The organism is Flavobacterium aciduliphilum (assembly GCF_003268855.1).
Lineage (GTDB): Bacteria > Bacteroidota > Bacteroidia > Flavobacteriales > Flavobacteriaceae > Flavobacterium > Flavobacterium aciduliphilum.
The window spans coordinates 49,655-76,422 of the sequence record NZ_QLSZ01000004.1 but is presented as its reverse complement, the minus strand read 5'-3'; the positions used below and the strand labels follow the sequence as shown (position 1 = coordinate 76,422).

The window sequence follows — 26,768 nt, the reverse complement described above, 5'->3', positions numbered from 1 at the left end:
ACAAAATGTGTTATTTTAGTACATTGTTTTTTATAAATCACCGATGAAAAAGATTTTCTCTGTTTTGTTTTTCCTCTTTCTAACTTCTTTTGTTCGAGCACAATCGGAACAATTGGCGCAAAATTATTTTGATAGAGGAGAATTTGAAAAAGCGTTAGTAAGTTATGAAGCGTTGTCAAAAGCCCAACCCACAAACCTTTCTTATTCGCTTAAAATGGCGGAATGTTACCAACAATTGTCGCAATTTGATAAGTCTGAAAAGCTTTTACAAGATTTGTATGATAAGTACAAACAAAGTAATTTCTTAGTAGAATTAGGGTACAATTTTCAATTGCAAAAAAATCTCGATAAAGCCAAAAAATACTTTGACCAAGCGGTTGATAGAATAAAGAAAAACTCCAATGAAGTCTATCAGGTTGCGTATGCTTTTGAACACAAAACATTGGTTGATTATGCGTTGCAGTCCTATCAAACGGCACTTTCTTTGGATTCTAAATTTAATTTTAATTTTCAAATGGCCGTTTTATATGGTCAAAAAGGAGACGTCGATACGATGATAGATTTGTTTTTGAATGAATCGTTTAGAAATCCACAGAATTTGGTCATTATTCAAAGTCAGTTGTCGCGATTTATGATTGAAGACACAACCACATCCTTTAACGAGACTTTAAAAAAAGCGCTTTTGCTTCGCATACAGAAATCACAAGATATTTTTTGGAATGAGTTTTTAAGTTGGTTTTTTGTACAACTCAAAGAATACGGAAAAGCCTTTGTACAACAAAAAGCCATTTACAAACGAAATCCTGAATCTTTTTCAAATATTATAAATCTAGGGCAATTGGCTATCGCAGAAAATGATTCAACCAACGCTGTAGAAATATTGAGTTTTGTTTTAGAAAACACAAGCGATTTGGATTTACAAATCCAATGCCATTCGTATTTGATGGATATGAAAATAAAAAAAGCGACCGCTGCGGAGTATCCATCGCTAAGTCAAGAATTAGATCTTTTAATAAAAAAATATGGTGTTTCTCCCTATTCTTTGTCGTTACTCAAATTGAAAGCTCATTTTTTAGCCTTTTATTTAAAACGACCTGAAGAAGGTAAAGAAATTTTAAAAAATGCGCTTGAAATACCTATTAATAGAGAGCAGATAGCTTATGTAAAAATGGAACTCGCAGATATTTTGCTTTTTGAGGAAAAATTTAATCAGGCGTTAATTTATTATTCTCAAATAGAATCTGAAGGAAATAATAGTCCGATGGGACAGGAAGCTAATTTAAAAATTGCAAAAACTAGTTATTATAGAGGCGACTTTAAATGGGCAAATCATCAATTGGAAGTACTTAAATCGGCATCTACTCAATTAATTGCAAATGATGCCCTTGATTTATTTTTATTAATTTCTGACAATACGGTTGAAGATTCGACACAAGTAGCCTTAAAAAAGTTTTCAAGAGCTGATTTTCTTTTATTTCAAGATAAAAAACAAGATGCACTGGCTGCTTTTCAAGCTATATTAAAAGAAAATAAAGGGGATGCCATAGAACCTGTTACCCTTTTGAGAATAGGTAAAATTTATGAAAGCAAGGGCGACACAACATCGGCATTGGTAAGTTACAAACAAATTATTGACAATTTTAAAGAATGTATTTATATAGATGAAGCGTTGTTTTACTCGGCAGAATTGTATTATCAAACCAATGATTTTGATAAAGCCAATCCCTTGTATGAGGAACTAATTACCAAACATGAGGACAGTATTTACTATGTCACGGCACAAAAGAGATATCGTAAGTTGCGGGGTGATAAAGAAATATAAGCAATCTCAATTTCAAAAATCAAAAATCAGCAATCAAAATTCATATGATTTTATATAACGTAACTATAAATATTCACGAAAGTGTACACGACCAATGGATGCATTGGATGCAAACCAAACATATCAACGAGGTTTTAGCCACGGGTAAGTTTAGCTCTGCCAGAATGGTAAAAGTTTTGGTTGAAGAAGAAATGGGAGGAATTACCTATGCCATTCAATATACAACCGATAGCAAAGAAACGTTACAGCGCTATTATGATGAAGATGCCCCCCGATTACGAGAGGAAGGCGCTCGTCTTTTTGGCGACAAAATGCTAGCTTTTAGAACCGAGTTGGAATTTGTTTCCGAGTTTTTTCAGACAAATTAGAACACATCATGGAAATTTGATTTCAGACCAAGGAAGAAAGCAACAAACAACAACAGGAAGCTTTTTTAAAACTATCAGGTGTGGAGCGTGTTTATGCTTTTTGGCGTTTAATGGAACCAGTGAATCGATTTTTTGGAAAAAAATAAAATAGTTATTCATAAGTATAATTTTGTAATTTAAATAAAACACTGCTTTGCGGTTTTGCGACGTTGCGAGAATTAAATAATAGAAACTGAAAACACATTCAGCATTAATGGAAAAAGTAAAAGCCAAAAAACACCTCGGACAACATTTTCTAACGGATGAAACCATCGCCCAAAATATCGCCGATACCCTTGATTTAAAAGGATATGATAATGTGCTTGAAATTGGTCCTGGAATGGGGGTTTTAACAAAATATTTATTAGAAAAACCCATAAAAACCTATGTTATCGAAATTGATTCAGAGTCGGTGAATTATTTAGAACGTCATTATCCAAAATTGCATGGAAAGATTATTTCCAAAGATTTTTTGAAGTATGATATTAATGAGGTCTTTAAAGGTGCCTCTTTGGCTATTATTGGAAATTTTCCCTACAATATTTCTTCTCAGATTGTTTTTAAAACGTTAGAACTCCGTCATCAAATTCCAGAATTCTCAGGCATGTTTCAAAAAGAAGTTGCCGAGCGAATTTGTTCCAAAAAAGGAAATAAAGTCTATGGAATTTTGTCTGTTTTAACACAGGCTTTTTATGAGGCTGAATATTTATTTACAGTGCATGAAAATGTGTTTAATCCACCTCCAAAAGTAAAATCGGGGGTGATGCGACTCAAAAGGAAAGCTGACTTTACTTTGCCTTGCAATGAGAAGCTTTTTTTTACGGTGGTAAAGACTGCTTTTCAGCAAAGAAGAAAAACACTAAGAAATGGTTTAAAATCATTAAATTTGCACGATAATTTGAAAGAAGAAGCTATTTTTGATCTTCGTCCCGAACAATTATCAGTAGAAGATTTTATCGAAATCACCAAAAAAATAGAGGCTTATGCGGTTTAATATCAGCAAAGAACTTTTAGATCAAATACAAGAACTCATTCATCAAAGAAATGACAAAGACTTAGAGCTTTTGTTGAATGATTTACACTACGCTGATATTGCCGAAATTTTTGACGAAATAGCCATAGAAGAAGCCATTTATATCTTCAAAATACTCGATAGTGAAATCACAGCAGACATCCTGAAAGAATTGGAAGAGGATGTTCGTGAAAAAATATTACATGGCCTTTCTCCAAAAGAAATTGCAGAAGAACTAGACGAATTAGACACCGACGATGCTGCCGATATTATTGCCGAACTTTCGCAGAGTAAAAAAGCAGAAGTAATCTCTGAACTTGAAGATGTTGAACACGCTAAAGACATCGTTGATCTTTTGCGTTATGATGAGAATACGGCTGGAGGATTAATGGGGAAAGAATTGGTTAAAGTCAATGAAAACTGGAATGTCCTTACCTGTGTTAAAGAAATGCGAAGTCAGGCCGAACACGTAACTCGGGTGCATTCTATATATGTTGTAGATGATGACAATCGACTAAAAGGTAGACTTTCATTAAAAGACCTTTTAACTACTTCAACAAAAACCCCAATAAGCGAGGTGTATATTAAGAAAGTCGACTTTGTACGAGTGGATGATTCTAATGTTGAAGTTGCCCGAATAATGCAAAAATACGACCTAGAGGCAATTCCTGTTGTAGACGAATTAGGCCGCTTGGTAGGCCGCGTAACTATTGATGACATTGTAGACGTTATCAAAGAAGAAGCAGATAAAGATTACCAAATGGCTGCGGGGATTACACAAGATGTAGAAGCTGGGGATAGCGTTTTTGAATTAATAAAAGCGCGCTTGCCATGGCTTTTAATTGGAATGGTGATAGAAATCGTAGCTTCTTTTGTATTGAAAGATAACGAATCAGCGTTTAAACAATATTCTACATTAATTATTTTTGTGCCTTTATTATCAGCAACAGCAGGTAATATTGGGGTACAAGCGTCTGCGATTGTGGTACAAGGATTAGCGAATGGCTCGTTAAAAGAATTTAGTAAAAACTATTTCAAGAAAGAATTGGTTGTAGCAATGATTTCAGGAATTACCATTTCATTGTTTTTACTTTCATTTCATTCAATTGTGTATGGACAATATCATGTGGGTATAGCCATTTCTATTTCGATTATCGTTGTTATTATGTTTGCAGCGATGTTGGGTACAGTCGTTCCTTTGTTTCTTCATAAAAACAAAATCGATCCCGCCATTGCTACAGGACCATTTATTACTACCACAAATGACGTGTTTGGAATTTTGCTCTATTTTGCTATAGCTAGATTGATATTAGGGTTGTAAAATTTGGATATTTTGAAATTTTGTCAAATCTGATTTATACCGTGACAAACGAATGAAATTCTTTTATACTTAAAAAATGAAACCTTCTAAAATTAAAATCCTTCATATCGACAGCAATCATCCTTTGCTTTGGGAGCAATTGGAACAAGCGGGTTTTAAAAATGAGGCTGATTTTACCGCTACTAAAGAAACAATAGAAGCTAAAATTCAACAGTATCATGGTATTGTTATTCGTTCACGATTCAAAATTGATAAGACCTTTCTGGATAAAGCCACACAATTACGATTTATTGCTCGTGTAGGTGCTGGATTAGAAAGTATCGATTGTGACTATGCTCAAACGAAAGGAATTCAATTAATTGCAGCTCCTGAAGGAAATCGAAATGCGGTTGGCGAACATGCCTTGGGGATGTTACTTTCGTTAATGAATAAATTAAATCGTGCTGATCGTATGGTTCGTCAAGGGCATTGGATTCGTGAAGGGAATCGTGGGTATGAGTTGGAAGGAAAAACGGTAGGAATCATCGGGTATGGGAATATGGGAAAATCATTTGCCAAAAAACTACGTGGGTTTGATGTACGAGTCCTTTGTTATGACATTCAAGAACAGGTTGGTGATGCCAATGCCACACAAGTTTCCTTAGAAGAGCTACAACAACAAGTAGATGTCTTGAGTTTACACATTCCTTGGACCCCAGAAACAGATAAAATGCTACAAAAAGACTTTATAAATGCCTTTGCCAAACCGTTTTGGTTTATTAATACTTCTCGAGGGAAAAATGTAGTTACCGCCGATTTAGTAGACGCATTACAGTCTGGTAAAATTCTCGGAGCGGGATTGGATGTTTTAGAATATGAGAAATTGTCTTTTGAAAATTTGTTTCTTGATCAAGAAAAGCCCATAGCGTTTCAGGTTTTGTTAGAATCAGAAAATGTCTTACTTACTCCGCATATAGCAGGTTGGACCTATGAAAGTCACGAGAAATTGTCTCAAACCATAGTCGATAAGATTTGTAAAATAGACTTCTAAATTACTTTTTTTCAAGTTTTCGTTCGAGTTCCGCTTGAAATTCTTCCATTACGGGTTTCATGGTGCTTTCTGGAATATCAGCAATGCGAATGTACATCAATCCATCGATGGCATTGTTGAATAAAGGGTCGACGTTGAAGGCGACTAATCGAGCGTTTTGTTTGATGTATTTTTTTATTAACACAGGAAGTCTTAAGTTTCCAGGTTCTAATTCGTCGATGATTTTGTCAAATTTGTTCAAATCCGCTTCGGCTTCATCAAAAATGAAGTCTTTGTCGGCATCTTTTAATTTTACTTTAAATTCTTTTTTAGGGTGAACATATTGTGCGATGTAAGGATCGTAATAATTCGATTTCATAAACTCAATCATTAAGGATTTAGAAAAATCGGTAAATTGATTGCTAATACTTACACCACCTAATAGGAATTTATGTTCGGGATAGCGCAGGGTAGTATGAATGATTCCGCGCCATAACAAGAATAAAGGCATCGGTTTTTGTTGGTATTCTTTTACGATAAAAGCCCGACCCATTTCGATGGATTGCTTCATCATGTCATACAATTCTGATTCAAATCGGAATAAATCATTTAAATAGAACCCTTCCATACCATATTTTGGAAAGATTTCAGAACCTAGTCCCATTCTATAGGCTCCTGCCACTTGTTTGGTGTCTTCATCCCACAAAAACATGTGATGGTAATAATTGTCGTATTTGTCTAAATCGATAGATTCATTAGTTCCTTCTCCAACTTCTCGAAACGTGATTTCTCTTAATCGTCCAATTTCGTGAAGAATATTTGGGATGTCTTTTGCTTCCGTAAAGAATACTTCATAGTTTTTGCTTTGAAAAAATCTAGAATCTGTTTTTCTAAGTTTTTCAACTTCAGCAATCATTTTGTCTTTACAAGCAGGGGTTGCTATTTTTTTTGGATTTTTTTGAGTTTTTAAATTAGGAACCGATAGTATTTTGTTTTCCTCATTAAAAGAATTGGCCAACATGTAGGTTTTTTTTCTCAAAAATTCGCAGTACTCTTCAAGAGTAGTATGTTCATTTTGTTCTGCTACAGAAATCGGTTTACCAATTCGGACTTTAATCACTCTTCTTTTTTGAGTGAGTAATTCCGAAGGGAGCTTAGCAGTTCTTAAGGTGTCGCTAATTTTTGAAAGTAAGTAAAATAGCTTGCTGTTTTGTGCGTGAAAATAAATCGGAACAACGGGAACTTGAGCTTTCCGAATGACTTTCATGGCACCTTCTTCCCAAGCTTTATCCACAATTAATTTTCCATCTTTGTATGTAGAGACTTCTCCAGCAGGGAACATCCCTAAGGGTTTTCCATCGCTCAAGTGACGCAAGGTTTCTTTTATTCCAATCACACTTGATTTGGCATCCTTGTGGTTTTCAAAAGGATTGACAGGCATGATGTAGGGCTTCATAGGTTCGATTCTATGAAGTAAGAAATTAGCAATAATTTTAAAATTTGGTTCTCTTTCGAGCATTAATTTTAACAACAATATGCCATCAATTCCTCCTAGAGGATGGTTTGAAATGGTAATATAAGGGCCTTCTTTTGGAAGGCGTTTCAAATCTTCTTCAGGAATCTCAAATTTAATTTGAAATTCGTCCAAAATAGCATTAAGAAATTCTAACTCGCTCAAATGTTTATTTCGGTCGTAGATTTTATTAAGCGTAGAAATCTTGAGCACTTTCATAAGCAACCAGCCTGAGAAAGTTCCTAAAACGCCGTATTTATCTGTATTTATTGCCTTTGCAACTTCTTTTGCAGTGACTAAACCCATTTGGTATTTGTTTTTTGAGCAAGTAACAAAGATACTAATTCTAATCAATTAACCTTAAAAAGATATTAACAGCCCTTTTAGGTTGTTAAACTTTTACTATTTTTTGAAAAGCACGTCTTTGATTTTAAGTCATTTTGTTACATTTGGAAAAACAAAAAAAAATGAGAATTATTTCCTATAATGTTAATGGCATTAGAGCAGCCATAAGTAAGGGTTTTTTAGATTGGTTGAAGCAAGCCAATCCCGATGTGATTTGTTTACAAGAAATTAAAGCTACAGAAGATCAAATCCCTACAGAGGAAATAACGGCTGCAGGATACCCTTTTCAGTATTATTATTCTGCCAATAAAAAAGGATACAGTGGTGTGGCTATTTTGTCAAAAATAGAACCCAAAAGTATTGTGTTTGGAACAGGAATTGACCATATGGATTTTGAAGGTAGAAATTTACGTGTCGATTTTGAAGATTTGTCTGTTATGAGTTTGTATTTACCTTCTGGAACCAACTTGGATAGACTTGACCATAAGTTTAAATATATGGCCGATTTTCAAGACTATGTTAACGAATTAAAAACAACCCTTCCAAATTTAATCATTTGTGGTGATTACAACATTTGTCATCAAGCGATTGATATTCACGATCCCGTTAGAAACGCTACTATTTCGGGTTTTTTGCCAGAGGAGCGCGTTTGGTTGGACGCCTTTATGAAATCAGGATTCATCGATAGTTTTAGACATTTTAACAAAGAACCGCACCAATATTCATGGTGGAGCTACAGAGCAGGAGCTCGTGGTAACAATAAAGGCTGGCGCATCGATTATAACTTGGTTAGCGAAAACTTAAAAGACAGAATGACTAGGGCGTTGATATTACCAGAAGCCAAACATTCTGATCACTGTCCTATTGTAGTAGAGATAGAATAAGTTGTCAATAACAATGTCAATAACAAAAAAAGAAAAGGTTGAAAAATAACTTTTGAAATTCTACTTTTGAAAGAATACTAAAAATAAAAATAATGATTAAAAAAATTTCCTTTAGTTTATTAGTCTTAGCATTGTCTACATCATGTGTTTCTAAGAAGATTTATAATGACCTAGAAAATAAGTATGCCGATTTAAAAAAAGAAAATAGAAAGCTATCAGATGATTTGGATGCGCTAACGAAATCCAAAAATCAATTGGATACCGATGCGGCAAAGCTTAAAGCAGAATATGATAAATTAAAAGCAGAACACGATAAACTTGTGGCTGATTATAATGCAACCGATAAAAGTTTAAAGACCTTACAAGCTTCCTATAATGCATTAGAAAAAGACAGTAATGAAGCCTTGGCTGCTAATGTTAATAAAAATAGAGAGCTTTTGGCGAAACTTGAAGCCAAAGAAAAATCGCTTGCTGCAGAACAGGAACGATTGAATAAATTGAAAGCTGATTTGGAAGCCAGTTCTAAAAGACTTAGCGAGCTTGAAGCCTATATTGCTGCTAAAGATGCAAACATGAAAAAATTAAAAGAAACGCTCATGAAATCTTTGAAAGCGTTTGATGGTAAAGGATTGACAGTTCATGAGAAAGACGGAAAAGTATATGTTTCTATGGAGAATAAACTTTTATTTCAAACGGGGAGTTGGTCAGTAAATGCAGAAGGAAGAACAGCAGTTATAGAAGTTGGAAAAGTATTAGCTCAAAATCCTGATTTATCGGTCTTAATTGAAGGACATACAGATGATGCTAAAATCACAGGTTCAATTGGTGGAGGCATAGAAAACAACTGGGATCTATCTACTAAAAGAGCTACAGCCATTGTAAATATTCTTTCTGAAAACAAAGGAGTTAATAAACAAAATTTAACGGCTGCCGGGCGAGGAGAATATGCGCCAATCATGTCCAATGATACACCAGAAGGAAAAGCTAAAAACAGAAGAATTGAAATTATTCTTACTCCAAAATTGGATGAGATTTCAAAAATGTTGAATGATTTATAAAATAGGTCAATAATAATAAAAAGGTTCTAATCGTTATTAGAACCTTTTTTGTTTATATTCAATTTAATACCATTGAAAATAACGTTTTCGTTAGTTTATATTTTTCTTAACTATCATTTTTGTTAATATTTTTCAAAATTTACTTAATTTTGGCTCAATTATGAGAATAATCACCTTTTTTCTGTTTTTGAGTTTTCTTTTGCTGGGGGGGGGCAAAGAGTATTCATATGCGTCTGAAAATCAGTCTAAAAAAGGTTGTGAGTCGTTTCAAGATTTTCTTAAGAAAGGACAAATAAAAACGGTTAATGAAAATCATTCTTTCACTTTAATTGAAGATACCGATATTGATATAGAGGAAGAATGTCATACTTCTTCAGGAGATAGAGAACAAAATCTGAATTCATTTTTTTCAGGAAAGTACGAATTATTTTATTTACGATATTATTTGCTTTCTAAAAAAATAACATTAAGTTATTATCGCAATAGAATTAAAGTAATTCTTTTAATAATTGAGTGCTCATGTCCTTTATATCTCACTCAAAGAGTTCTAAGAATTTGATATAAACGATATTGGTTTCAAAATAGATCATTTGTACAAATATAATTTCAATGCATTAGATTATTGAAATTTTAGTGTTACTAATGTTATCCAATCTTAAAAAATAAATCGCATAATTTCCATTTTAATCATGAAAAGAAAAGTCGTGTTTACAGGCTTAATTGCCTTATTAAGCTTAATAAGCTGTAACAACAAGAAAGAAGAAAAAGAAGAAGCTATAACATACACTGTTACTAATCCTGTAGTTGTAGATACTTCTTTCACTAAGGAGTATGTTTCACAAATACGATCTGTTCGAAACATTGAGATTCGTGCTCAAGAAAAAGGATTTCTACAAAATATTTATGTAGATGAAGGGCAGTATGTAAGTGTAGGGCAATTGTTGTTTAAAATTATGCCTAAAATTTACGAAGCCGAATTATTAAAAGCGCAATCTGAGGCACAGGCAGCTCAAATAGAATTACAAAACGCTAAAATGCTAGCGGATAAAAACGTAGTTTCTAAAAGTGAGCAAGCTATGGCTCAAGCCAAATATGAACAAGCCAAAGCTGAAGTAGCTTTGGCAAAAGTGCATTTATCATTTACTGAAATTAGGGCTCCATTTTCGGGGACTATAGATAGATTACCTAAAAAACTAGGAAGTTTGATTGATGAAGGAGAACTTTTAACAACCTTATCCGATAACAGTAAAATGTTTGCTTATTTTAATGTTTCTGAGCCGGAGTATATTAATTATCAGCAAAATGTTAAAGATAGAGCCGATAATGTTGTGAATTTACTTTTGGCTAATGGCAAACAATTAAAGTATAAAGGAAAAGTTGAAGTAATAGAAAGTGAATTTGACAATGAAACAGGAAATATTGCTTTTAGGGCTAGTTTTCCAAATAATGATAAATTGCTAAAAAATGGAGAAACCGGTCAGGTACTTATGAAAGTTCCAATGCATAAGGCTTTGGTAATACCACAAAAAGCAACTTATGAGATTCAAGATAAGAAATTTGTTTTTGTGGTTGATAAAAATAATATTTTAAAATCCAGAGAAATAACAATAAAAGGAGAAATGCCCGATTTATATGTTATAAATTCTGGAATATCTGTTGATGATAAAATTCTGCTTGATGGTATTCAAAAAGCGAATGACAATGACAAAATTAAGTATGATTATCTAGAACCTAAAAAGGTAATAGCGAGTTTGAGATTGAAAGCAGAATAATCCAAAAAGTAAAGAAAAATGTTTAATAAATTTATTCAAAGACCTGTATTATCGATTGTAATATCGTTAATTATAGTTTTTCTAGGAATACTTGCAATGGTTGGTTTGCCAGTAACGCAGTTTCCTTCTATATCTCCACCAAAAGTAAATATTACAGCTGATTATCCTGGTGCAAACGGAGAGTTAATGGTGAAGGCTGTAGTTATTCCACTTGAGAGAGCCATAAACGGTGTGCCAGGGATGAAGTACATCACCTCTGATGCTGGTAATGATGGTGAAGCTTCCGTTCAAGTGGTTTTTAACTTGGGAACTGATCCCAATCAAGCGGCGATTAATATTCAAAACCGTGTTGCATCTGTAATTAATAAACTTCCTCCATTAGTAGTAAGGGAAGGTTTGAAAATTACCCGTGAAGAGCCAAACATGTTGTTGTATATTAATTTGTTTAGTGATGAGAAAGGTACCGATCAAAAGTTTCTTTTTAACTATGCTGATATCAATATTCTCTCCGATTTAAAACGTGTTAATGGGGTAGGGTTTGCCGATATTTTAGGGAATCGTGAATATGCCATGCGTATTTGGTTGAAGCCTGATAGAATGTTGGCTTACAAGATTTCTGCCGATGAGGTAATGGAGTCGTTAAGCAATCAAAGTTTGGAAGCTTCTCCAGGTAAAACAGGGGAAAGCTCGGGTAAAAGATCACAAGCTTTCGAATATGTATTGAAATACAAAGGAAGATATACCAACAAGGAAGGTTATGAGAACATAGTAGTGCGCGCAAATTCTAATGGGGAATTACTTCGATTAAAAGATATTGCCGATGTGGAATTTGGAAGTTCTATGTATGATATTTATTCTAGTATAGACGGAAAACCTTCTGCTGCTATTACGGTTAAACAGTCTTATGGTAGTAATGCAAGTCAGGTAATTAAAGATGTTAAGTCTAAAATGGAAGAGATAAAAAAATCTTTTCCAAAAGGTATGGATTATGAAATAAGTTATGATGCTTCAAAATTCTTAGACGCTTCTATTGAAAAAGTAGTCCACACTCTTATTGAAGCCTTTATTTTGGTAGGTTTGGTTGTATTCTTATTTCTTGGAGATTGGCGTTCAACACTTATTCCTGCTATTGCAGTACCGGTTTCTTTGATAGGTACGTTTGCTTTTATGCAATTATTTGGCTTGAACATCAACTTAATTACACTTTTTGCTTTAGTACTTGCGATTGGGGTAGTAGTTGATGATGCCATCGTTGTAATTGAGGTAGTGCATGCTAAAATGGAGGAAGAACATCTCTCGGCTAGGAAAGCCACTAAAAAAGCCATGACAGAGATAGGTGGGGCAATTATAGCCATTACCTTCTTAATGGCTGCCGTATTTATTCCTGTTGCTTTCATGTCTGGACCTGTTGGTATTTTTTATCGTCAGTTCTCTATTACAATGGCAACTTCAATTATCCTTTCTGGTATTGTAGCTTTGACTTTGACTCCCGCACTGTGTGCTTTGATGTTAAAAAACACACATGGTGTTGCTAGACCTAAAAACTTAGTAATTAGATTTTTAGATGGATTTAATAATAAGTTTAATATTTTATCCTCTAAATATCAAAAGATACTGTCATTATTTATCAATAGAAGGTCGGTATCGTTAGGAATATTGCTATTATTCTGTACGGGAATATTTTTTATCAATAACAGCCTTCCATCAGGATTTATTCCAAGTGAGGATCAAGGGATGTTTTATGCCATTATTCAAACGCCTCCCGGATCTTCGTTAGAAAGAACCAATCAAATTGCTGAGAAACTTCAAAAAATTGCCGAAAAAATAGATGGTGTAAAAACGGTTTCGGCTCTTGCAGGATATGAAATATTAGCTGAAGGAACAGGGTCTAACACAGGAACCTGTTTGATTAATCTAAAAAGTTGGGAAGAGCGTCATGAAAATGTTGAGGAAATTATTAAAAAACTTGAGGAAGAATCTAAAAACATATCAGGTGCTACGATTGAGTATTTTCAGCCACCAGCCGTTCCTGGATACGGTGCTGCGGGAGGATTTGAAGTACGTCTTTTAGACAAGACAGGTTCAGGAGATTATAAGAAAATGGAAACGGTGAGTAAAGATTTTGTTCGCGAATTGAAAAAACGTCCAGAATTAACTTCGGTATTTACTTTCTATAGTGCTAGTTTCCCTCAATACATGTTGGATATAGATAATGATATTGCACAACAAAAAGGGGTTTCCATTGAGAATGCAATGAACACTCTGTCGACCTTGATAGGAAGTAATTACGAGACCAATTTCATCAAATACGACCGTCAATACAAAGTGATTGTTCAAGCATCACCGCAATACAGAGCACTTCCTGAAGATATTTTGAAATTGTATGTGAAAAATGACAAAGATGAAATGGTACCCTTTTCTTCTTTTATGAAGATGAGAAAAGTTTATGGTTTATCAGAAATCACTCGGCATAATATGTACAATGCCGCAGAGATTAGTGGTGCACCTGCTATTGGTTATAGTAGTGGTACTGCCATTGAAGTGGTTAAAGAAGTAGCAGAGAAGACTTTGCCAAGAGGATTTGGGATCGATTGGGCAGGTATTTCTGCCGATGAGGTTGCAAGAGGGAATGAAGCCATCTATATTTTCTTGATCTGTCTAGGATTTGTTTATTTGGTTCTTGCGGCACAATATGAAAGTTTTATTTTACCATTAGTAGTTATTTTATCCTTACCAGCCGGTATTTTTGGAGCATTTTTATTTTTAAAATTATTTGGCTTGGCGAACAATATTTATGCTCAAGTTGCCTTTGTAATGCTTATCGGATTGCTGGGTAAAAATGCCGTATTAATAGTTGAGTTTGCTGCCCAAAAGCACAGTCAAGGAGCGTCCGTGCTTAATGCTGCAATGCAAGGAGCGGCAGTACGTTTTAGACCTATTTTAATGACTTCTTTTGCTTTTATTGCAGGATTGATACCCTTAGCATTAGCATCTGATCCAGGTAAAATTGGAAATCGAACTTTAGGCTCAGCAGCAGCTGGAGGAATGCTTGTAGGTACCGTTTGTGGTGTGTTGATTATTCCAGGATTGTACTACATTTTTGGTAGGATTTCTGAAAGAACACAATTTATTAAAGACGAGGATGAAAATCCATTAACAGAACAGATTAATAATCATGAATAAATTCAAATTATATCAATTCATTATTTCGTTAGGGATAGGTCTAGCAGTTGTAAGTTGTAAGGCTCCTGCTATTGCGCCAAATCCTGTTAGTGCATCATTACCAGATTCGTATGCTAGTAGTAAGGATACTACCAACATGTCTATGACTCCTTGGAAAAACTTTTTTAAGGATAAAAACCTATCTGATTTGATCGATGTGGCTCTTAAAAACAATCAAGAATTGCTCATTACTTTGCAAGAGATTGAAATTGCTAAAAATGATATCAGAGTTAGAAAAGGTGCTTTATTACCTACCGTTGGAATAGGAGGAGGAACTGGAGTTGAAAAAGTAGGACGATATACCAGTCAAGGAGCCGGAGATGCTTCTACAGATATTACACCAGGAGAACCTGTGCCCGATGTTTTGAGAGATTACAATATGTCTTTTTATGCAAATTGGGAAGTTGATATTTGGAAGAAACTCAGAAATTCTAAAAAAGCAGCGGTAAATCGCTATTTGTCTACTGTTGAAGGAAAAAATTTTGTAATTACTAATCTTGTAGCTGAAGTAGCCAGTTCTTATTATGAATTGGTGGCTTTGGACAACCAATTAGAAATTGTTAGACAAAATATTAAGCTTCAGCAAAATGCTTTAGAGATTGTTAAAGTTCAAAAAGAAGCGGCTAGAGCAACTGAATTGGCTGTTCAAAAATTCCAAGCTGAAGTATTGTCTTCCCAAAATATGGAATACGAAATCCTACAGGAAATAAAGGAAACAGAAAATAAAATCAACTTCTTATTAGGAAGATACCCTCAAGTTATAAAAAGGGAAAAATCGACATTTATGAATTTAGTTCCTGAAACCGTAAATACAGGAATTCCTTCACAATTGTTAGCGAATCGTCCTGATATAAAACAAGCTGAATTGGAATTGGCAGCAGCTAAACTAGACGTAAAAGTAGCTCGTGCTGAATTTTATCCATCCTTAGATATCTCTGCTTCGCTTGGTTTTCAAGCGTTTAAACCTTCCTATTTGTTTACATTTCCTGAATCTTTATTATACTCTTTAGCGGGAGATATTGCAGGACCACTTATCAATAGAAATGCTATTAAAGCCGAATTCAAAAATGCCAACGCACGTCAGTTGCAGGCTTTGTATAACTACGAGAAAACTATTTTGAATGCGTATTTTGAAGTTTCTACTCAAATGGCTAAAGTATATAATCTAGATAAAAGTTATGCTTTAAAATCGAAACAAGTAGATGCCTTAAATAAAGCAATTGAATCATCGAACGATTTGTTTAAAGCAGCACGGGTTGACTACTTTGAAGTATTGATGACCCAACGTGATGTTTTAGCTGCACAACTCGAATTGATTGATGTCAAGAAAGAACAACTAAATGCCGTGGTTCATATTTATAGAAACCTTGGTGGTGGTTGGAAATAGAAAATAAAAGAAAAGGGTGTTTTTAAAACACCCTTTTCTTTTATACGGATACCGTGAGTTTATCAGGATTATATCCAATGTATGGAAGTTCAGTTTCATGGAAAGTCACGCCATAGGATTCAAGTTCTTTAAGAATAGGCTCATAGACTTCTTTTTTAATGGGTAACTGAACACCAGGGGTTTTAATTGTCCCATTTAATATATGAATCGCAGCCATAGCAACGGGTAAACCAACTGTTTTTGCCATAGCGGTATACGTTTGGTCTGTTCCAATACAAACCATTTTAGAATCTATCTGATGTTCTGAACCATTCCATTCATAGCCAAATTTATGATACATTACAATCATATCTTTATCGTCAGGTTCTAAGGCCCATGCTTCTGCTAAAATACGTTCCAAAATTTGCGCAGGAGTGGCTTCTTTTAGCCCCACTATTTTATTTGGATTAAAAATGTCAAGTTCTACCAATTTTTCCCACATGATGTCATCTTGTTCAATATTCAGTGCAAGACGAGTTTTTATTTCTACAGAATCTGTTGGGTGATAGGGCAAAAAAGAATTGATAAACTCTCTAAAGCTCATGTTTTCTGAGTTTTCCATAATATACGTATCGTCTGTCATCCCCAATTGTACAAACATATTCCATGCTTTAGAAAAGCCCACACGTCTGATAGTGCCTCTATACAAAGTTAGAACATCGTCTAAACCGTAAACACTTCTATATTTCAAAGAGTCTCTGTTGGCATACCCTTCAAATTTTCCATACCCTTCAATAGCTAAAAATTCTGTTCTCCTAAAAAGTTTAGTATAGGGGATGTATTTGTATTTGCCTTCTTGTATAAATTTTGCAGCTCGCCCTTGTCCTGCTAGCACTACATTTCGAGGTGCCCATGTAAATTTGTAATTCCAAAGATTTGTATCCGATTCAGGAGCCACTAAGCCTCCACAAAAGGATTCAAATAGTAGCATTTTGCCTCCTTTTGCTCGTATTTCATCAATAATTTTCATGGCGCTCATGTGATCAATCCCTGGGTCTAAACCAATTTCGTTCATGAAAATTAAGTTGTTGGCTTTTGCTTCGGCATCCAATTTTTGCATGTCTTCCGAGATGTATGAGGCTGTAACGAGATGTTTTTTATAAGTGATGCAATCTTGAGCCACATTAATGTGCATGTGCGCGGGTAACATGGAGATGACAATATCTGCTTTTTGAATTTCCTTTTGGCGTTGTGTGTCATTGGTAATATCAAATTGCAACGCGGTAGCATTTGGGTGGTTAAGCGTCTTCTTTTGTGCTAACTCTAGAGAAAGATCACCAATGGTAAGATGAAGTTTTTCGGCTTCAGATTTGTTTAATAAATAGTGTATCAACGATGAAGCTGAACGACCAGCTCCTATAATTAGGATGTTTCTCATGGGGTTTATTCTAAATCTTTTTCTAATTGTTCTAAGTCTTTTTTAGCGTCTTGCTTTGTGTTTTTTTTCTGTTGTTCAAATTGCGTATCGACAGCTACTTTATCTTTTATAAAAAAAGTTTTTCCTAAAACTATTAGTGCGCAGAGGTATGCAATAATAAAAAGTCTTTTTGGAAATTTTCGTTGTGCCACATCCGATTTTTTAAATGCTAAAAAGATAAATAACAAAGCTAGTAAAATAGGAGCAAACGCTAGGGTATCCATGGGTAGTGCTGCAAAAACGACACTTAAAAGGGTAAAGGATATGGCAAGAATTAATAAAAATGTTCTCATAAGCAACTCAATTAAATTCCTGAAGCACTAGTTAAAGTAAGTTGTCCAGTGCCAACAGGGATGCTGAACTTCATTAGCACAGGTATTTTTTTACTATCAGAAGTCAAATATATTAAATTGCGATCTTTTCCTTTTAAAACATCTGTTTTGGCACCAATAGATAGTTTATAACATTCTTTTTCGCCTAAATTTCCTGCGTGAACACTTTCTCTTCCAAGCATTTTTACCGTAACTGGAATTTCTTCTTCATCAAAAACAATTCGAAAACCCATACTTTGTCCGTTTTTTAGTTTGGACACATCCAACATTCTTAATTTGTACATGAGCGAAACGACATCTTGTGTGGCTGGATTTATTGAAAAAGTAGCTACTTTTTCAGGCTTGTTTTTTCTTTTAACTGTACTTGTAATAATGTTGTTTTTAAAGACATATTTTTCTGTTTTAGTCCAACCTCCTTCGTCAACACTCCTTTTGTATAAACTTGGTTTTAGTGTCGCGGGGTCTACATAAGCTTCGTATAAATCTCTGATTTTAAAAAATCGATCCCATTTAGAAAAAGTTTCCAATTCGCAATTCAAATGTAAATACGATTTTTTTGAAGTAGTCACGATATCAGTAGACAAAGTCACTTGAGCCAACTGTGTCATGAGCCCACTCATGTTGTATGAACCTGCATAAATAAGTTTTTCTCCTGTAGGAATACTTTTGCTTTTTTCTGAGGTAAAAGAGCAGAAAATCAATAGTGTGCTAAAAACAAAAAGATATTTTTTCATACTTAAATTTTATCATGCAAATATAACGGATTAATATAGTTAATGGTATTTTCTAAAAAAGAAAAATAGCTTTAGGATTTAACCTATAATACCATACCTTTGTATGACAAATAACCATGTTTATGCATATAGATACAAAAATACGTTCCATGGCTGCTTTTTTGGGAATGACGGCTATTATTTTAGGAGCCTTTGGCGCTCATGCTTTAAAAAAAGTATTGCCCATAGAGCAACTTAATACCTTTGAAGTTGGAGTAAAATACCAAATGTATCATGCGCTTTTTCTTCTTTTTATAGGGTTTACCGATGCCATTCAGGAATCTCTAAAACAAAAAGTGTTTTGGTTCACAAGTCTAGGGGTTTTTCTTTTTTCAGGATCGATTTATTTGCTTGCAACCGATTCTTTAAATGAAATAAATTTTAAAACAATTGGCTTCGTTACACCCATTGGAGGATTACTATTAATCGTTTCTTGGGGAATGCTTTTATTTCATTTTTTGACTAAAAAAGTATAATTTATCGTTTACTACAACGTTGTAATAATAATTTTTTACCTTTGTAGTCAAATACTTATTATATCTAACTATTTTTTTATGGATAACTACACACAAATTACGAAATCGATTTCGTTAGAACAATATGGAATCAAAAACACCCAAGAAATTATATACAATCCTTCTTTTGAATTTTTATATGATGAAGAGTTAAATGATGCTTTACAAGGCTGTGAGAAAGGACAACTCACCGAACTTGGCGCAGTGAATGTCATGACAGGAGAATTTACAGGACGTTCTCCAAAAGATAAATACATTGTTAAAGACGCTGTAACTGAAAATACAATTTGGTGGAATTCTGAAAAAGCGGTAAATGATAACAAACCCATCTCTCAAAACACTTGGGAAGCATTAAAAGAAACTACAGTTTCCCAATTGTCTGGAAAAAAACTATATGTAGTAGACGCTTTCTGTGGCGCCAATGAAAACACCCGATTAAAAGTTCGTTTTATTATGGAAGTGGCATGGCAAGCGCACTTTGTAAAAAATATGTTTATTCGTCCTACAGAAGAAGAATTGCAAAATTTTGGTGAACCCGATTTTATCGTCATGAATGGTTCGAAAACAAGTTTCAAAGACTATAAAAACCACGGTTTAAACTCTGAAGTCTATATCGCTTTTAATCTTACAGAAAAAATCCAATTGATTGGAGGAACTTGGTATGGTGGTGAAATGAAAAAAGGCTTGTTCTCTATGATGAATTACTATTTACCTCTACAAGGGATTGCCTCCATGCACTGTTCTGCTAACAAAGGTAAAGACGGAGATGTGGCTATTTTCTTCGGATTATCAGGAACTGGAAAAACAACCTTATCAACCGATCCAAAACGTGAATTAATAGGAGATGACGAACACGGCTGGGACAACGATGGCGTATTCAACTTTGAAGGAGGATGTTACGCAAAAACCATTGATCTTAGCGCAGAAAACGAACCCGATATTTATGGTGCCATCAAACGCAATGCATTATTAGAAAATGTTACCGTTGATGCTCATGGAGTTATCGATTTTAAAGACGGTTCGGTTACTCAAAACACTCGTGTTTCTTATCCTATAGACCACATTCACAATATTGTTAAGCCAATTTCTAAAGCAGGTCATGCCAATAAAGTAATTTTCTTAACGGCAGATGCTTTCGGAGTTATGCCGCCCGTGTCTATTTTGACTCCAGAACAAACGAAATATTATTTCCTTTCAGGTTTTACAGCAAAATTAGCAGGTACTGAACGTGGGGTAACTCAACCAGAACCGACTTTTTCTGCTTGTTTCGGAAAAGCATTTTTATCATTACACCCCACAAAATACGGGGAAGAATTGGTGAAAAAAATGGAAGAACATCAAGCTACTGCCTACATGGTTAATACAGGTTGGAATGGTACTGGAAAAAGAATCTCTATAAAAGATACCCGTGCAATTATTGACGCTATTTTAGATGGTTCTATTGAAAAAGCCGCTACCAAAACCATCCCGGTATTTAATTTTGTAGTTCCAACAGCGTTACACGATGTGAATCCTGCGATTTTAGACCCAAGAGATACTTATTCAGATAGCAGCGAATGGCATACTAAAGCCGAAGATTTGGCGTCACGATTCATTAAAAACTTTGTTCAGTATACGGATAACGAAGAAGGAAAAAATCTGGTACAAGCGGGTCCTCAAATTTAAAACTAACAAACAAACTATAAAATGCGAAAAAGTTCAACAGCAATGTTGGACTTTTTTGTTGCTTTAGAAAAAAGCTCTTAGTTGCACATTTCCTGTATGAATCACAGGGCTTGAATTGGATTTTCGTCCTTGATAATTGATGTTGATGTCTAAATATTGCGTGAGATTCTTTTGCAATAAAAACCGCCAAGTACTATTTTTTCCGGCTTGTAATCCTTCGAGCATTTGAAAGGCAACGGGTGTATTGGCATTGCCTATAAAAGCATTGTTGTACAAAGAAAATTCTCCAGTACAGGTAATTTTTCGTTCGCTCGAATAGTTAAACGAAAGCCCCAAACGTTGGATGGATAACGTTTCTTGGTCGTTAATCGCATTGCTTTTGGTTTTATATTCATAAAACAAGCTCAAACTTTTATTGTTTGAAAAGATATACGAAACTTTTGGGGCCAATATGATGCTTTTTAACTGATAATTTCTACTAGTATAGGTGTCAGAAATACTACTCGATTGCGTTCGGGAAATATCAGCATTAAACAACCAACTTTTTTGCAACAAATGTGCATATTGCAATTGGTTTGAACTCGAATTGTTTTCTTGTGTGCCAATAGAAAGCAGGCTTTTCGTTCGACTTTCTAAAAAGGTGTAGGTTACCGAATGATGTTGTTTCCCTCGGTTAAAAAATAAACTATTTCTTAGCGAACTATTAAGTCCTAACAAATTGTCATCACTAAAGGAAAACGGATTCAAATTGAAATGTGCTCCGGTTCGGGCGACTTTTCGGTCAAGAGAAAGTGCCGTTTGATTGTAAAAATAGGACAGCAATTTTTTTAATGAGGCACCATTATTCCAACGAGCTGGGTTGATTGTTAACGTTTGCGAATATTTATTTTGATTGGTTTTTATAAAGATTTGATTGGGAAGAAATACTCGAACATACTTTGCCAAATCGGGAAAAGGCGCTACTTCAAATTCCTGTAATTGCTGAATGCCATCGCCATTATAGTCATTCCACATATAGATTCCTTGCCCTGGATTGACCTGCAAATAGGTAAATTCTTGTTGTGCAATTGTGCCTGAAGCTGTTTCATAAACCGTGTTTAATGCAAGAAATTGATTCCAAAAACTATCACTATACACGATTCTTGAGTTTAAAGAAGGTTCCTCGGGTTTGGTTGCATCATTAAAACGCAGCTGGCGGTAATTGGCAAAAAAAGACAAATTTGTTTTTTGATTTTGTATCAATTTTGATTTGATATAATAGGAACTCGAACGATTTACACGTGTCAAAACTCCCGATTGTACACTGTCGTTGTTTCGATGCAAATATCCCATCTCGGCATAAACACGGGTACTGTCCCCACGTCCAATAAAGGCGCCCAACTCGGAAAAACGCTGACTCAAAGCGGTTAACTGTTGTGTGGCGTTGGTCATGATTTGGTTGTCTTCCAGACGCACACTAGAACCCACCCAATTTTTCTTTACAAAATATTTTAATCGGGATTGATTTCTAAAAAAATTCGAATTTGAAACCATCCCCGTGCTGGTTAAATAACTGCTCAAGTGTTGTACTTGAATATTTTTGGCTTTGTATGTTCCTTGCAATCCATGTTTGATACCCGAAAAAGCCGTTCCAATTTGTAGCTTTTCCATTTGATATTTCAACGAACCTCGTTCCTTCAAATCAAACAATAGACCTCCGCTATAAATACTTTTGGTACCTTCTTGGTCGGTAATGTTCCAATCGCGATTAAATTCTATAGAGAACAACCGTTCTACGGTTTTAAAATTGTTTTGTACCAATTGATAATTTCCAAATACATCTATAGAAAACGTCCCAGTATACACGCGTTGTTTTAGAGTAAATTTCGACGCTATTCCTTTATTGTTGTTGTCATCAATAGTAGAAAATAAGTTTTGGTCGTTGTTGCTGACACCTGCCTCAAAATCGACTAAGGTTTTTTCACTGGGGTTGTATTTTCCGACTACAGTAGCAATTTGTAATTTGGTAGGCGGAATGAGTTTAATAATGGGTTCGTAACTTCCTTGCGGGATGCCGTTTACAGGAGGCACATAGTAGTATATTTTTCCAATGGTAGCTGTGTTTGATAGTACATAATTTCCCAAATTAGCCCCCATATAGGTAAACTTTACATTGTATAATTCATCGGTTGCATTGTTGGAATACTGATATACAGTTACTCCATTAACAGTGATTTTCTTATATAAAATTTTATTTTCCGAATAGGTATCAAGATAGGCAGAAGGGGCATTCATCAAGCTTGGGTCATCTCCAGCATTTTGTAGAATAGCCACTTGGTCTGCCGATAAATTTTGTTGCAACGGTTGATTTTTTACATCACTTTCTGAGTAAATATAACTGCCCAAGCTCCAAGTTTCCGCCTGATGGTTTACACCTCCATAGGTTACAAATCGGGTGTAGTTTCGGTCAGAATATTGGTATTCTACAACAATACGCATCTCTGAAGTTATAGGAAAAAGGGAGGTAAACTTAATTTCTCCTGCATTGTAATCAATAGTATAATCGTTGTTTTCACCTCGTTTCAGCAAAAGGCCATTCACATAAACCCGTTCCGAACCCGAAATCACTAAGACATACAACTCGCCTTGGGTTCCTTTTAGTTTATAAGGTCCTTGGTTGCCCTCTTGCCCAGTAAAACTGCTCTTGGCATAGTGTCCCCGAACCACAGCACCTGCCACAAAAACATCGGTTTGGTTTTCTTTAGTGCCAAAACGAAAACGAGTGGAGAGTCCTTGTACTTTTTTATTAAAATTCAGAAATTGAGATTGCCTATTTTCCAGAAATAAATCGCCCGCTCTGATGTTCCATGTATCCGAAAACAATTCAATAAAAATTTGGTCAAATTCATCCAATTTTTGCGAATATCCCCCACTTTGCATGGGAATATTACTGTCTTGTATGGAAGCCCTTAACGAAACTTTGTTGGAAAGGCGCCCTGTGATTTGCAAATCTAAGTTCGAATTAACGCTCGTGTTTTGGTTGTTTCCAATAGTGACACCCCGTGTAATGCTCCCCGAAGTATTGAGGCCATCAAAAGGCTTGAAAGGCTTTACAGGATCTTTTTTTATCACATACAGACTGCCTGCTTCGTTGGGAACAATGCGCCCACTATCATAAACAGCATAGGTTTTGGTTAAAAAATCTGGGAATTTTAAAAACCGTATTGTAATAGAATCTTGGGAAACATAGGTGTTTTTGAAAATTAATTTACTTTTTTGAAAATCAATTTTATAAAAGGAAGTGTCAATAACAGAACCTTGAGCATTTAATACTTTAAAAAAAGACCGATTAATGCTTGTGGCATCAAGGGTAATGGTATCTTTTGTGAACGCAATTTTTTTGGTTTGATAGGGATAAGCAATGTCTTGTGCCCATAGGCCCAAAGAAAAAAGAAAAAAGAAAAAAAACACACTACCTTTCCACATGCTATGATAACTCCTAAAGGTCAAAAGTAGTATAAATTAGCGATAAAAAATAAAAGAGAACTAAGGTAAATGGTTTTAAGTTAGCACCTTTGACTTTAATTTAGTTCCTACTCTTTTGTCACTACTTGTAACGTTTCTCTAGAAATTTGTTTTACCAAAATAGTTTTATCTTGTTCAACCCGCGAGGCGGCTTCTGGGGTAAAGTGCCGAATGGTGTAGAGCGATACGTTTTCGTTATAGGCTACTTTAAATTTTTTAGACAGTTGTGCTCTCAAATCTTCAAAATGGTTAAACGTATCTTCAATACAAATGGTAAAACTAATGGCGGTGTTTTGTATCAAACTTACTTTGATTTTGTATTTGTGTAGCAACATAAAAATCTCACTGATGTTTTCTTCCATAATAAACGAGAAATCTATAGAAGATAATGACAACAACAACTGGTTTTTCTTTACAATAAAACATGAGGTTTTGGGGTCTAAATCGGCACCTTTAGACACTACAGTCCCTGGCAAAAGCGGTTCGATAAATGATTTTACATGAAGAGGAATTTCCTTTCTTTGCAGGGGTTGCAACGTTTTTGGGTGAATTACTGAAGCCCCATAAAACGCCAACTCAATCGCTTCTTTATAGGATATATGATGCAACAACCCAGCATGGTCAAAATACCTTGGGTCGGCATTCATTACTCCAGGAACGTCTTTCCAAATGGTCACACTTTCGGCATTTAAACTGTAGGCAAAAATAGCCGCCGAATAGTCCGATCCTTCTCGTCCCAAGGTTGTGGTAAAGTTATTTTCGTCAGAACCTAAAAATCCTTGCGTGATGTAAAGACTCTTTTTTTTCAGGTTTTTCACAATATTTTGCTGGGTTTTTTCCCAATCTACGTTGGCATCACGATAGGACGCATCGGTTTTAATAAGATTTCGAACATCAATCCATTCGTTTGGTAGCCCCATTGCGTTAAAGTAATGACTAATAATGGTCGTAGAAACCAATTCGCCATAACTAATCACTTGGTCGTATACAAAATTATAATTGGGCGATTTATTGCTTCTTAAAAAATACTCTAAATCGGCAAAATGACTGTTAACAGCAAAGAACACATCATGTTCTTCGTCGTCAAATAAGTCTAACAAAATTTGGTTGTGGTATTTTCGTACGTCTTGCAATGACGCATGGAATTCATTCGATTTTTCAGAGTAGTTTTTAATGACAAGCTCTAGAGCGTTGGTGGTTTTTCCCATAGCAGAAACCACAAGCAACACGTCTTGATGGCCCACTTTTTGTAGGACGTTAAAAACATTTTTTACACCTGCGGCATCTTTAACCGATGCACCTCCAAATTTGAAAATTCTCATGCTAAAAGGTATTTTATAATTCTTTGTTTAAAAAGTTTTCGATTCCTGCTTCGTCCATTTGTGCCACCCGCCAATCCTCAAGCACCCGTGCATTATTTTTTTTGTAAAAATCGATAGCAGGGGTGTTCCAATCGAGTACCGCCCACTCTATGCGACGTACGCCTTCTTTTTTTCCTTGACGAATGATTTCGCTGTAAAGCGCAAAACCAATGCCTTTTCCTCTATGAGCCGCTTTAACAATCAAATCTTCCAAGTGGATGGTTTTTCCTTTCCAAGTAGAATATCGGTAATAATAGAGCGCCATACCCACAATGGTGTCTTCAAGCGTTGCCACAAAGGTATAAAATAACGGAGTGTCTCCAAAACCATCACGAACCAAATCGGATACCGTGATTGCCACGGCGTTGGGTTCTTTTTCAAAATGGGCCAGCTCTTGAATTAACGAAAGCACTTCAGGCATGTCTTCGAGGGTGGCTTTTCTAATTATCATAACCAGTTATTTCTTTTTCTTAGAGCCTTTTCCTCCTTTTTTCTGAGTAGTAGCTTTATTACTGAATGGTTTTTGTACATACGGTTTATACAATCCGTCGGCTTGGGCACGCATTTGTGCTTTTTCGGCTCTGTCTTTTGGGTCAGGGTGCGAACTCATGATTTTTGTTAAGAAGTTGGCTTCATTCCCTTCGCTCAATTTAGCCAGAATAGTAAAAGCCGCAGCAACAGCATTGACATCATATCCGTGTCGTTTCATAAACTCGTAGGAATATAAATCGGCCTCAGATTCTTGTTTTCTACTATAACTACAGTCAATAATCGCATTGCCAATCTGACCTGCCTGACTGTCTGTGGCTTTGGCAATCGTGCTCGATTGTGATGCAAGCCCTTCAAGAACAAATGCTTTTCGGTAGGCTACTTTCATAGCATCTCTAGAATCATGGTTGGCTACGTGTCCAATTTCGTGTCCAATTACAGCCAACAATTGGTTGTCGTCCATAATGTCCATTAAACCCGAAAACACCCGTACGCTTCCATCGGCAGTAGCAAAAGCATTCACTTCTTTGGTGAGATAGACTTTATAATTAAGTTGCAAACCATTTTCGTTACTATGTTTTCCAAAAACACGGTTTAACCGAAGCGTGTAAGGGTCGTTCGAAGCTGCCACCTTGTTGATAGAATCGAGTTTTTTTACGCCAGCTTTTGATAAAACCGCAGCATCACTGTCGCTAAAAGTAAAACTAGCAAGACCATTTTGCAGTGCTCCAAGAGCTCTTTCGTCGAGTTTTATTTGTGCTTGTATCGGAGCAAACGTTACCGCAAAAAAAGCAGTTACTAGAAGAATGGAAAATTTGTTCATGAGTATCGGTTTTTAAAAATCAAAGATAAAATAAGTTTGGTAAAATTGCCTAAAGAAAAAAACTACTTTTTTTGTAAAGATTCCTAAAAAAAACGATA

The 26,768-nt window shown here is 35.2% G+C and carries 21 protein-coding genes; 13 read left to right on the top strand and 8 right to left on the bottom strand.

What is annotated here, in order from left to right:
- Positions 1–43: 43 nt before the first annotated feature.
- The 5 genes from CLV55_RS05765 (at position 44) to CLV55_RS05745 (ending at position 5,592) form a co-directional block, all read left to right on the top strand.
- Positions 44–1,822: a tetratricopeptide repeat protein gene (locus CLV55_RS05765; protein ID WP_112112802.1), complete on the top strand. Its 1,779-nt coding sequence runs from the start codon at positions 44–46 to the stop codon at positions 1,820–1,822.
- Between the two features lie 44 nt (positions 1,823–1,866).
- A complete protein-coding gene (locus CLV55_RS05760) occupies positions 1,867–2,190 on the top strand; it encodes a DUF4286 family protein (RefSeq protein ID WP_112112801.1) in 324 nt (107 codons plus the stop codon).
- Positions 2,191–2,443: 253 nt separating this feature from the next.
- Positions 2,444–3,223, top strand: coding sequence for a 16S rRNA (adenine(1518)-N(6)/adenine(1519)-N(6))-dimethyltransferase RsmA (rsmA, locus tag CLV55_RS05755; RefSeq protein ID WP_112112800.1), 780 nt, complete (start codon positions 2,444–2,446; stop codon positions 3,221–3,223).
- Complete coding sequence (gene mgtE / locus CLV55_RS05750; protein WP_112112799.1) at positions 3,213–4,562, top strand: magnesium transporter; 1,350 nt, start codon at positions 3,213–3,215, stop codon at positions 4,560–4,562. Before rsmA ends, mgtE begins: the two co-directional genes overlap by 11 nt.
- A 76-nt stretch (positions 4,563–4,638) precedes the next feature.
- Entirely contained in the window at positions 4,639–5,592 is a 954-nt protein-coding gene (locus CLV55_RS05745) for a 2-hydroxyacid dehydrogenase (protein ID WP_112112798.1), read from the top strand.
- A gap of 1 nt (position 5,593) precedes the next feature.
- On the opposite strand, the gene CLV55_RS05740 is transcribed toward CLV55_RS05745, so the two are convergent.
- Entirely contained in the window at positions 5,594–7,390 is a 1,797-nt protein-coding gene (locus CLV55_RS05740; protein ID WP_112112797.1) for a GNAT family N-acyltransferase, read from the bottom strand.
- 161 nt (positions 7,391–7,551) lie between these two features.
- On the opposite strand from CLV55_RS05740, the gene CLV55_RS05735 reads away from it, so the two are divergent.
- From CLV55_RS05735 to CLV55_RS05710, 6 genes are all read left to right on the top strand, one after another.
- The gene (locus tag CLV55_RS05735) at positions 7,552–8,313 is read left to right on the top strand and encodes an exodeoxyribonuclease III (RefSeq protein ID WP_112112924.1); all 762 of its coding nucleotides are present in this window, start codon (positions 7,552–7,554) and stop codon (positions 8,311–8,313) included.
- Between the two features lie 92 nt (positions 8,314–8,405).
- Positions 8,406–9,371, top strand: coding sequence for an OmpA family protein (locus CLV55_RS05730; protein ID WP_112112796.1), 966 nt, complete (start codon positions 8,406–8,408; stop codon positions 9,369–9,371).
- 160 nt (positions 9,372–9,531) lie between these two features.
- Positions 9,532–9,930, top strand: coding sequence for a hypothetical protein (locus CLV55_RS05725; RefSeq protein ID WP_112112795.1), 399 nt, complete (start codon positions 9,532–9,534; stop codon positions 9,928–9,930).
- A gap of 130 nt (positions 9,931–10,060) precedes the next feature.
- Positions 10,061–11,143, top strand: a complete 1,083-nt coding sequence (locus tag CLV55_RS05720; protein ID WP_112112794.1) for an efflux RND transporter periplasmic adaptor subunit — start codon at positions 10,061–10,063, stop codon at positions 11,141–11,143.
- Between the two features lie 18 nt (positions 11,144–11,161).
- Positions 11,162–14,326 (top strand): efflux RND transporter permease subunit, encoded by a 3,165-nt coding sequence (locus tag CLV55_RS05715; RefSeq protein WP_112112793.1) that lies wholly within the window; start codon positions 11,162–11,164, stop codon positions 14,324–14,326.
- On the top strand, positions 14,319–15,752 hold the full coding sequence (locus CLV55_RS05710) for a TolC family protein (protein WP_112112792.1): 1,434 nt from the start codon (positions 14,319–14,321) through the stop codon (positions 15,750–15,752). The genes CLV55_RS05715 and CLV55_RS05710 overlap by 8 nt, the downstream gene beginning before the upstream one ends.
- A 40-nt stretch (positions 15,753–15,792) precedes the next feature.
- Here CLV55_RS05710 and CLV55_RS05705 read toward each other — a convergent pair whose 3' ends face one another.
- Genes CLV55_RS05705 through CLV55_RS05695 form a run of 3 tightly spaced genes read right to left on the bottom strand, consistent with a single transcriptional unit; the run spans position 15,793 to position 18,274 of the window.
- Positions 15,793–17,169 (bottom strand): saccharopine dehydrogenase family protein, encoded by a 1,377-nt coding sequence (locus CLV55_RS05705; protein ID WP_112112791.1) that lies wholly within the window; start codon positions 17,167–17,169, stop codon positions 15,793–15,795.
- Positions 17,170–17,174: 5 nt separating this feature from the next.
- Positions 17,175–17,501, bottom strand: a complete 327-nt coding sequence (locus tag CLV55_RS05700) for a hypothetical protein (RefSeq protein ID WP_146739542.1) — start codon at positions 17,499–17,501, stop codon at positions 17,175–17,177.
- An 11-nt stretch (positions 17,502–17,512) separates the two neighbouring features.
- Entirely contained in the window at positions 17,513–18,274 is a 762-nt protein-coding gene (locus CLV55_RS05695) for a DUF3108 domain-containing protein (protein ID WP_112112789.1), read from the bottom strand.
- 122 nt (positions 18,275–18,396) lie between these two features.
- On the opposite strand from CLV55_RS05695, the gene CLV55_RS05690 reads away from it, so the two are divergent.
- Positions 18,397–18,789 carry a DUF423 domain-containing protein gene (locus tag CLV55_RS05690; RefSeq protein WP_112112788.1) on the top strand — a complete coding sequence of 131 codons (393 nt, stop codon included), beginning with the start codon at positions 18,397–18,399 and terminating at the stop codon, positions 18,787–18,789.
- A gap of 78 nt (positions 18,790–18,867) precedes the next feature.
- A complete protein-coding gene (gene pckA, locus CLV55_RS05685) occupies positions 18,868–20,493 on the top strand; it encodes a phosphoenolpyruvate carboxykinase (ATP) (protein ID WP_112112787.1) in 1,626 nt (541 codons plus the stop codon).
- Between the two features lie 63 nt (positions 20,494–20,556).
- Here pckA and CLV55_RS05680 read toward each other — a convergent pair whose 3' ends face one another.
- From CLV55_RS05680 to CLV55_RS05665, 4 genes are all read right to left on the bottom strand, one after another.
- On the bottom strand, positions 20,557–23,958 hold the full coding sequence (locus CLV55_RS05680) for a hypothetical protein (RefSeq protein ID WP_112112786.1): 3,402 nt from the start codon (positions 23,956–23,958) through the stop codon (positions 20,557–20,559).
- A gap of 107 nt (positions 23,959–24,065) precedes the next feature.
- On the bottom strand, positions 24,066–25,319 hold the full coding sequence (locus tag CLV55_RS05675) for an aspartate kinase (protein WP_112112785.1): 1,254 nt from the start codon (positions 25,317–25,319) through the stop codon (positions 24,066–24,068).
- 13 nt (positions 25,320–25,332) lie between these two features.
- Positions 25,333–25,809: a GNAT family N-acetyltransferase gene (locus CLV55_RS05670; protein ID WP_112112784.1), complete on the bottom strand. Its 477-nt coding sequence runs from the start codon at positions 25,807–25,809 to the stop codon at positions 25,333–25,335.
- A gap of 6 nt (positions 25,810–25,815) precedes the next feature.
- Positions 25,816–26,670, bottom strand: coding sequence for a M48 family metalloprotease (locus CLV55_RS05665; protein WP_112112783.1), 855 nt, complete (start codon positions 26,668–26,670; stop codon positions 25,816–25,818).
- Between the last annotated feature and the right edge of the window lie 98 nt (positions 26,671–26,768).

Bases quoted from the DNA above. Each gene is read 5' to 3' on its own strand.
- CLV55_RS05765 (WP_112112802.1), top strand. From the start codon at position 44: ATGAAAAAGATTTTCTCTGTTTTGTTTTTCCTCTTTCTAACTTCTTTT.
- CLV55_RS05760 (WP_112112801.1), top strand. From the start codon at position 1,867: ATGATTTTATATAACGTAACTATAAATATTCACGAAAGTGTACACGAC.
- rsmA (WP_112112800.1), top strand. From the start codon at position 2,444: ATGGAAAAAGTAAAAGCCAAAAAACACCTCGGACAACATTTTCTAACG.
- mgtE (WP_112112799.1), top strand. From the start codon at position 3,213: ATGCGGTTTAATATCAGCAAAGAACTTTTAGATCAAATACAAGAACTC.
- CLV55_RS05745 (WP_112112798.1), top strand. From the start codon at position 4,639: ATGAAACCTTCTAAAATTAAAATCCTTCATATCGACAGCAATCATCCT.
- CLV55_RS05740 (WP_112112797.1), bottom strand. From the start codon at position 7,390: ATGGGTTTAGTCACTGCAAAAGAAGTTGCAAAGGCAATAAATACAGAT.
- CLV55_RS05735 (WP_112112924.1), top strand. From the start codon at position 7,552: ATGAGAATTATTTCCTATAATGTTAATGGCATTAGAGCAGCCATAAGT.
- CLV55_RS05730 (WP_112112796.1), top strand. From the start codon at position 8,406: ATGATTAAAAAAATTTCCTTTAGTTTATTAGTCTTAGCATTGTCTACA.
- CLV55_RS05725 (WP_112112795.1), top strand. From the start codon at position 9,532: ATGAGAATAATCACCTTTTTTCTGTTTTTGAGTTTTCTTTTGCTGGGG.
- CLV55_RS05720 (WP_112112794.1), top strand. From the start codon at position 10,061: ATGAAAAGAAAAGTCGTGTTTACAGGCTTAATTGCCTTATTAAGCTTA.
- CLV55_RS05715 (WP_112112793.1), top strand. From the start codon at position 11,162: ATGTTTAATAAATTTATTCAAAGACCTGTATTATCGATTGTAATATCG.
- CLV55_RS05710 (WP_112112792.1), top strand. From the start codon at position 14,319: ATGAATAAATTCAAATTATATCAATTCATTATTTCGTTAGGGATAGGT.
- CLV55_RS05705 (WP_112112791.1), bottom strand. From the start codon at position 17,169: ATGAGAAACATCCTAATTATAGGAGCTGGTCGTTCAGCTTCATCGTTG.
- CLV55_RS05700 (WP_146739542.1), bottom strand. From the start codon at position 17,501: ATGAGAACATTTTTATTAATTCTTGCCATATCCTTTACCCTTTTAAGT.
- CLV55_RS05695 (WP_112112789.1), bottom strand. From the start codon at position 18,274: ATGAAAAAATATCTTTTTGTTTTTAGCACACTATTGATTTTCTGCTCT.
- CLV55_RS05690 (WP_112112788.1), top strand. From the start codon at position 18,397: ATGCATATAGATACAAAAATACGTTCCATGGCTGCTTTTTTGGGAATG.
- pckA (WP_112112787.1), top strand. From the start codon at position 18,868: ATGGATAACTACACACAAATTACGAAATCGATTTCGTTAGAACAATAT.
- CLV55_RS05680 (WP_112112786.1), bottom strand. From the start codon at position 23,958: ATGTGGAAAGGTAGTGTGTTTTTTTTCTTTTTTCTTTTTTCTTTGGGC.
- CLV55_RS05675 (WP_112112785.1), bottom strand. From the start codon at position 25,319: ATGAGAATTTTCAAATTTGGAGGTGCATCGGTTAAAGATGCCGCAGGT.
- CLV55_RS05670 (WP_112112784.1), bottom strand. From the start codon at position 25,809: ATGATAATTAGAAAAGCCACCCTCGAAGACATGCCTGAAGTGCTTTCG.
- CLV55_RS05665 (WP_112112783.1), bottom strand. From the start codon at position 26,670: ATGAACAAATTTTCCATTCTTCTAGTAACTGCTTTTTTTGCGGTAACG.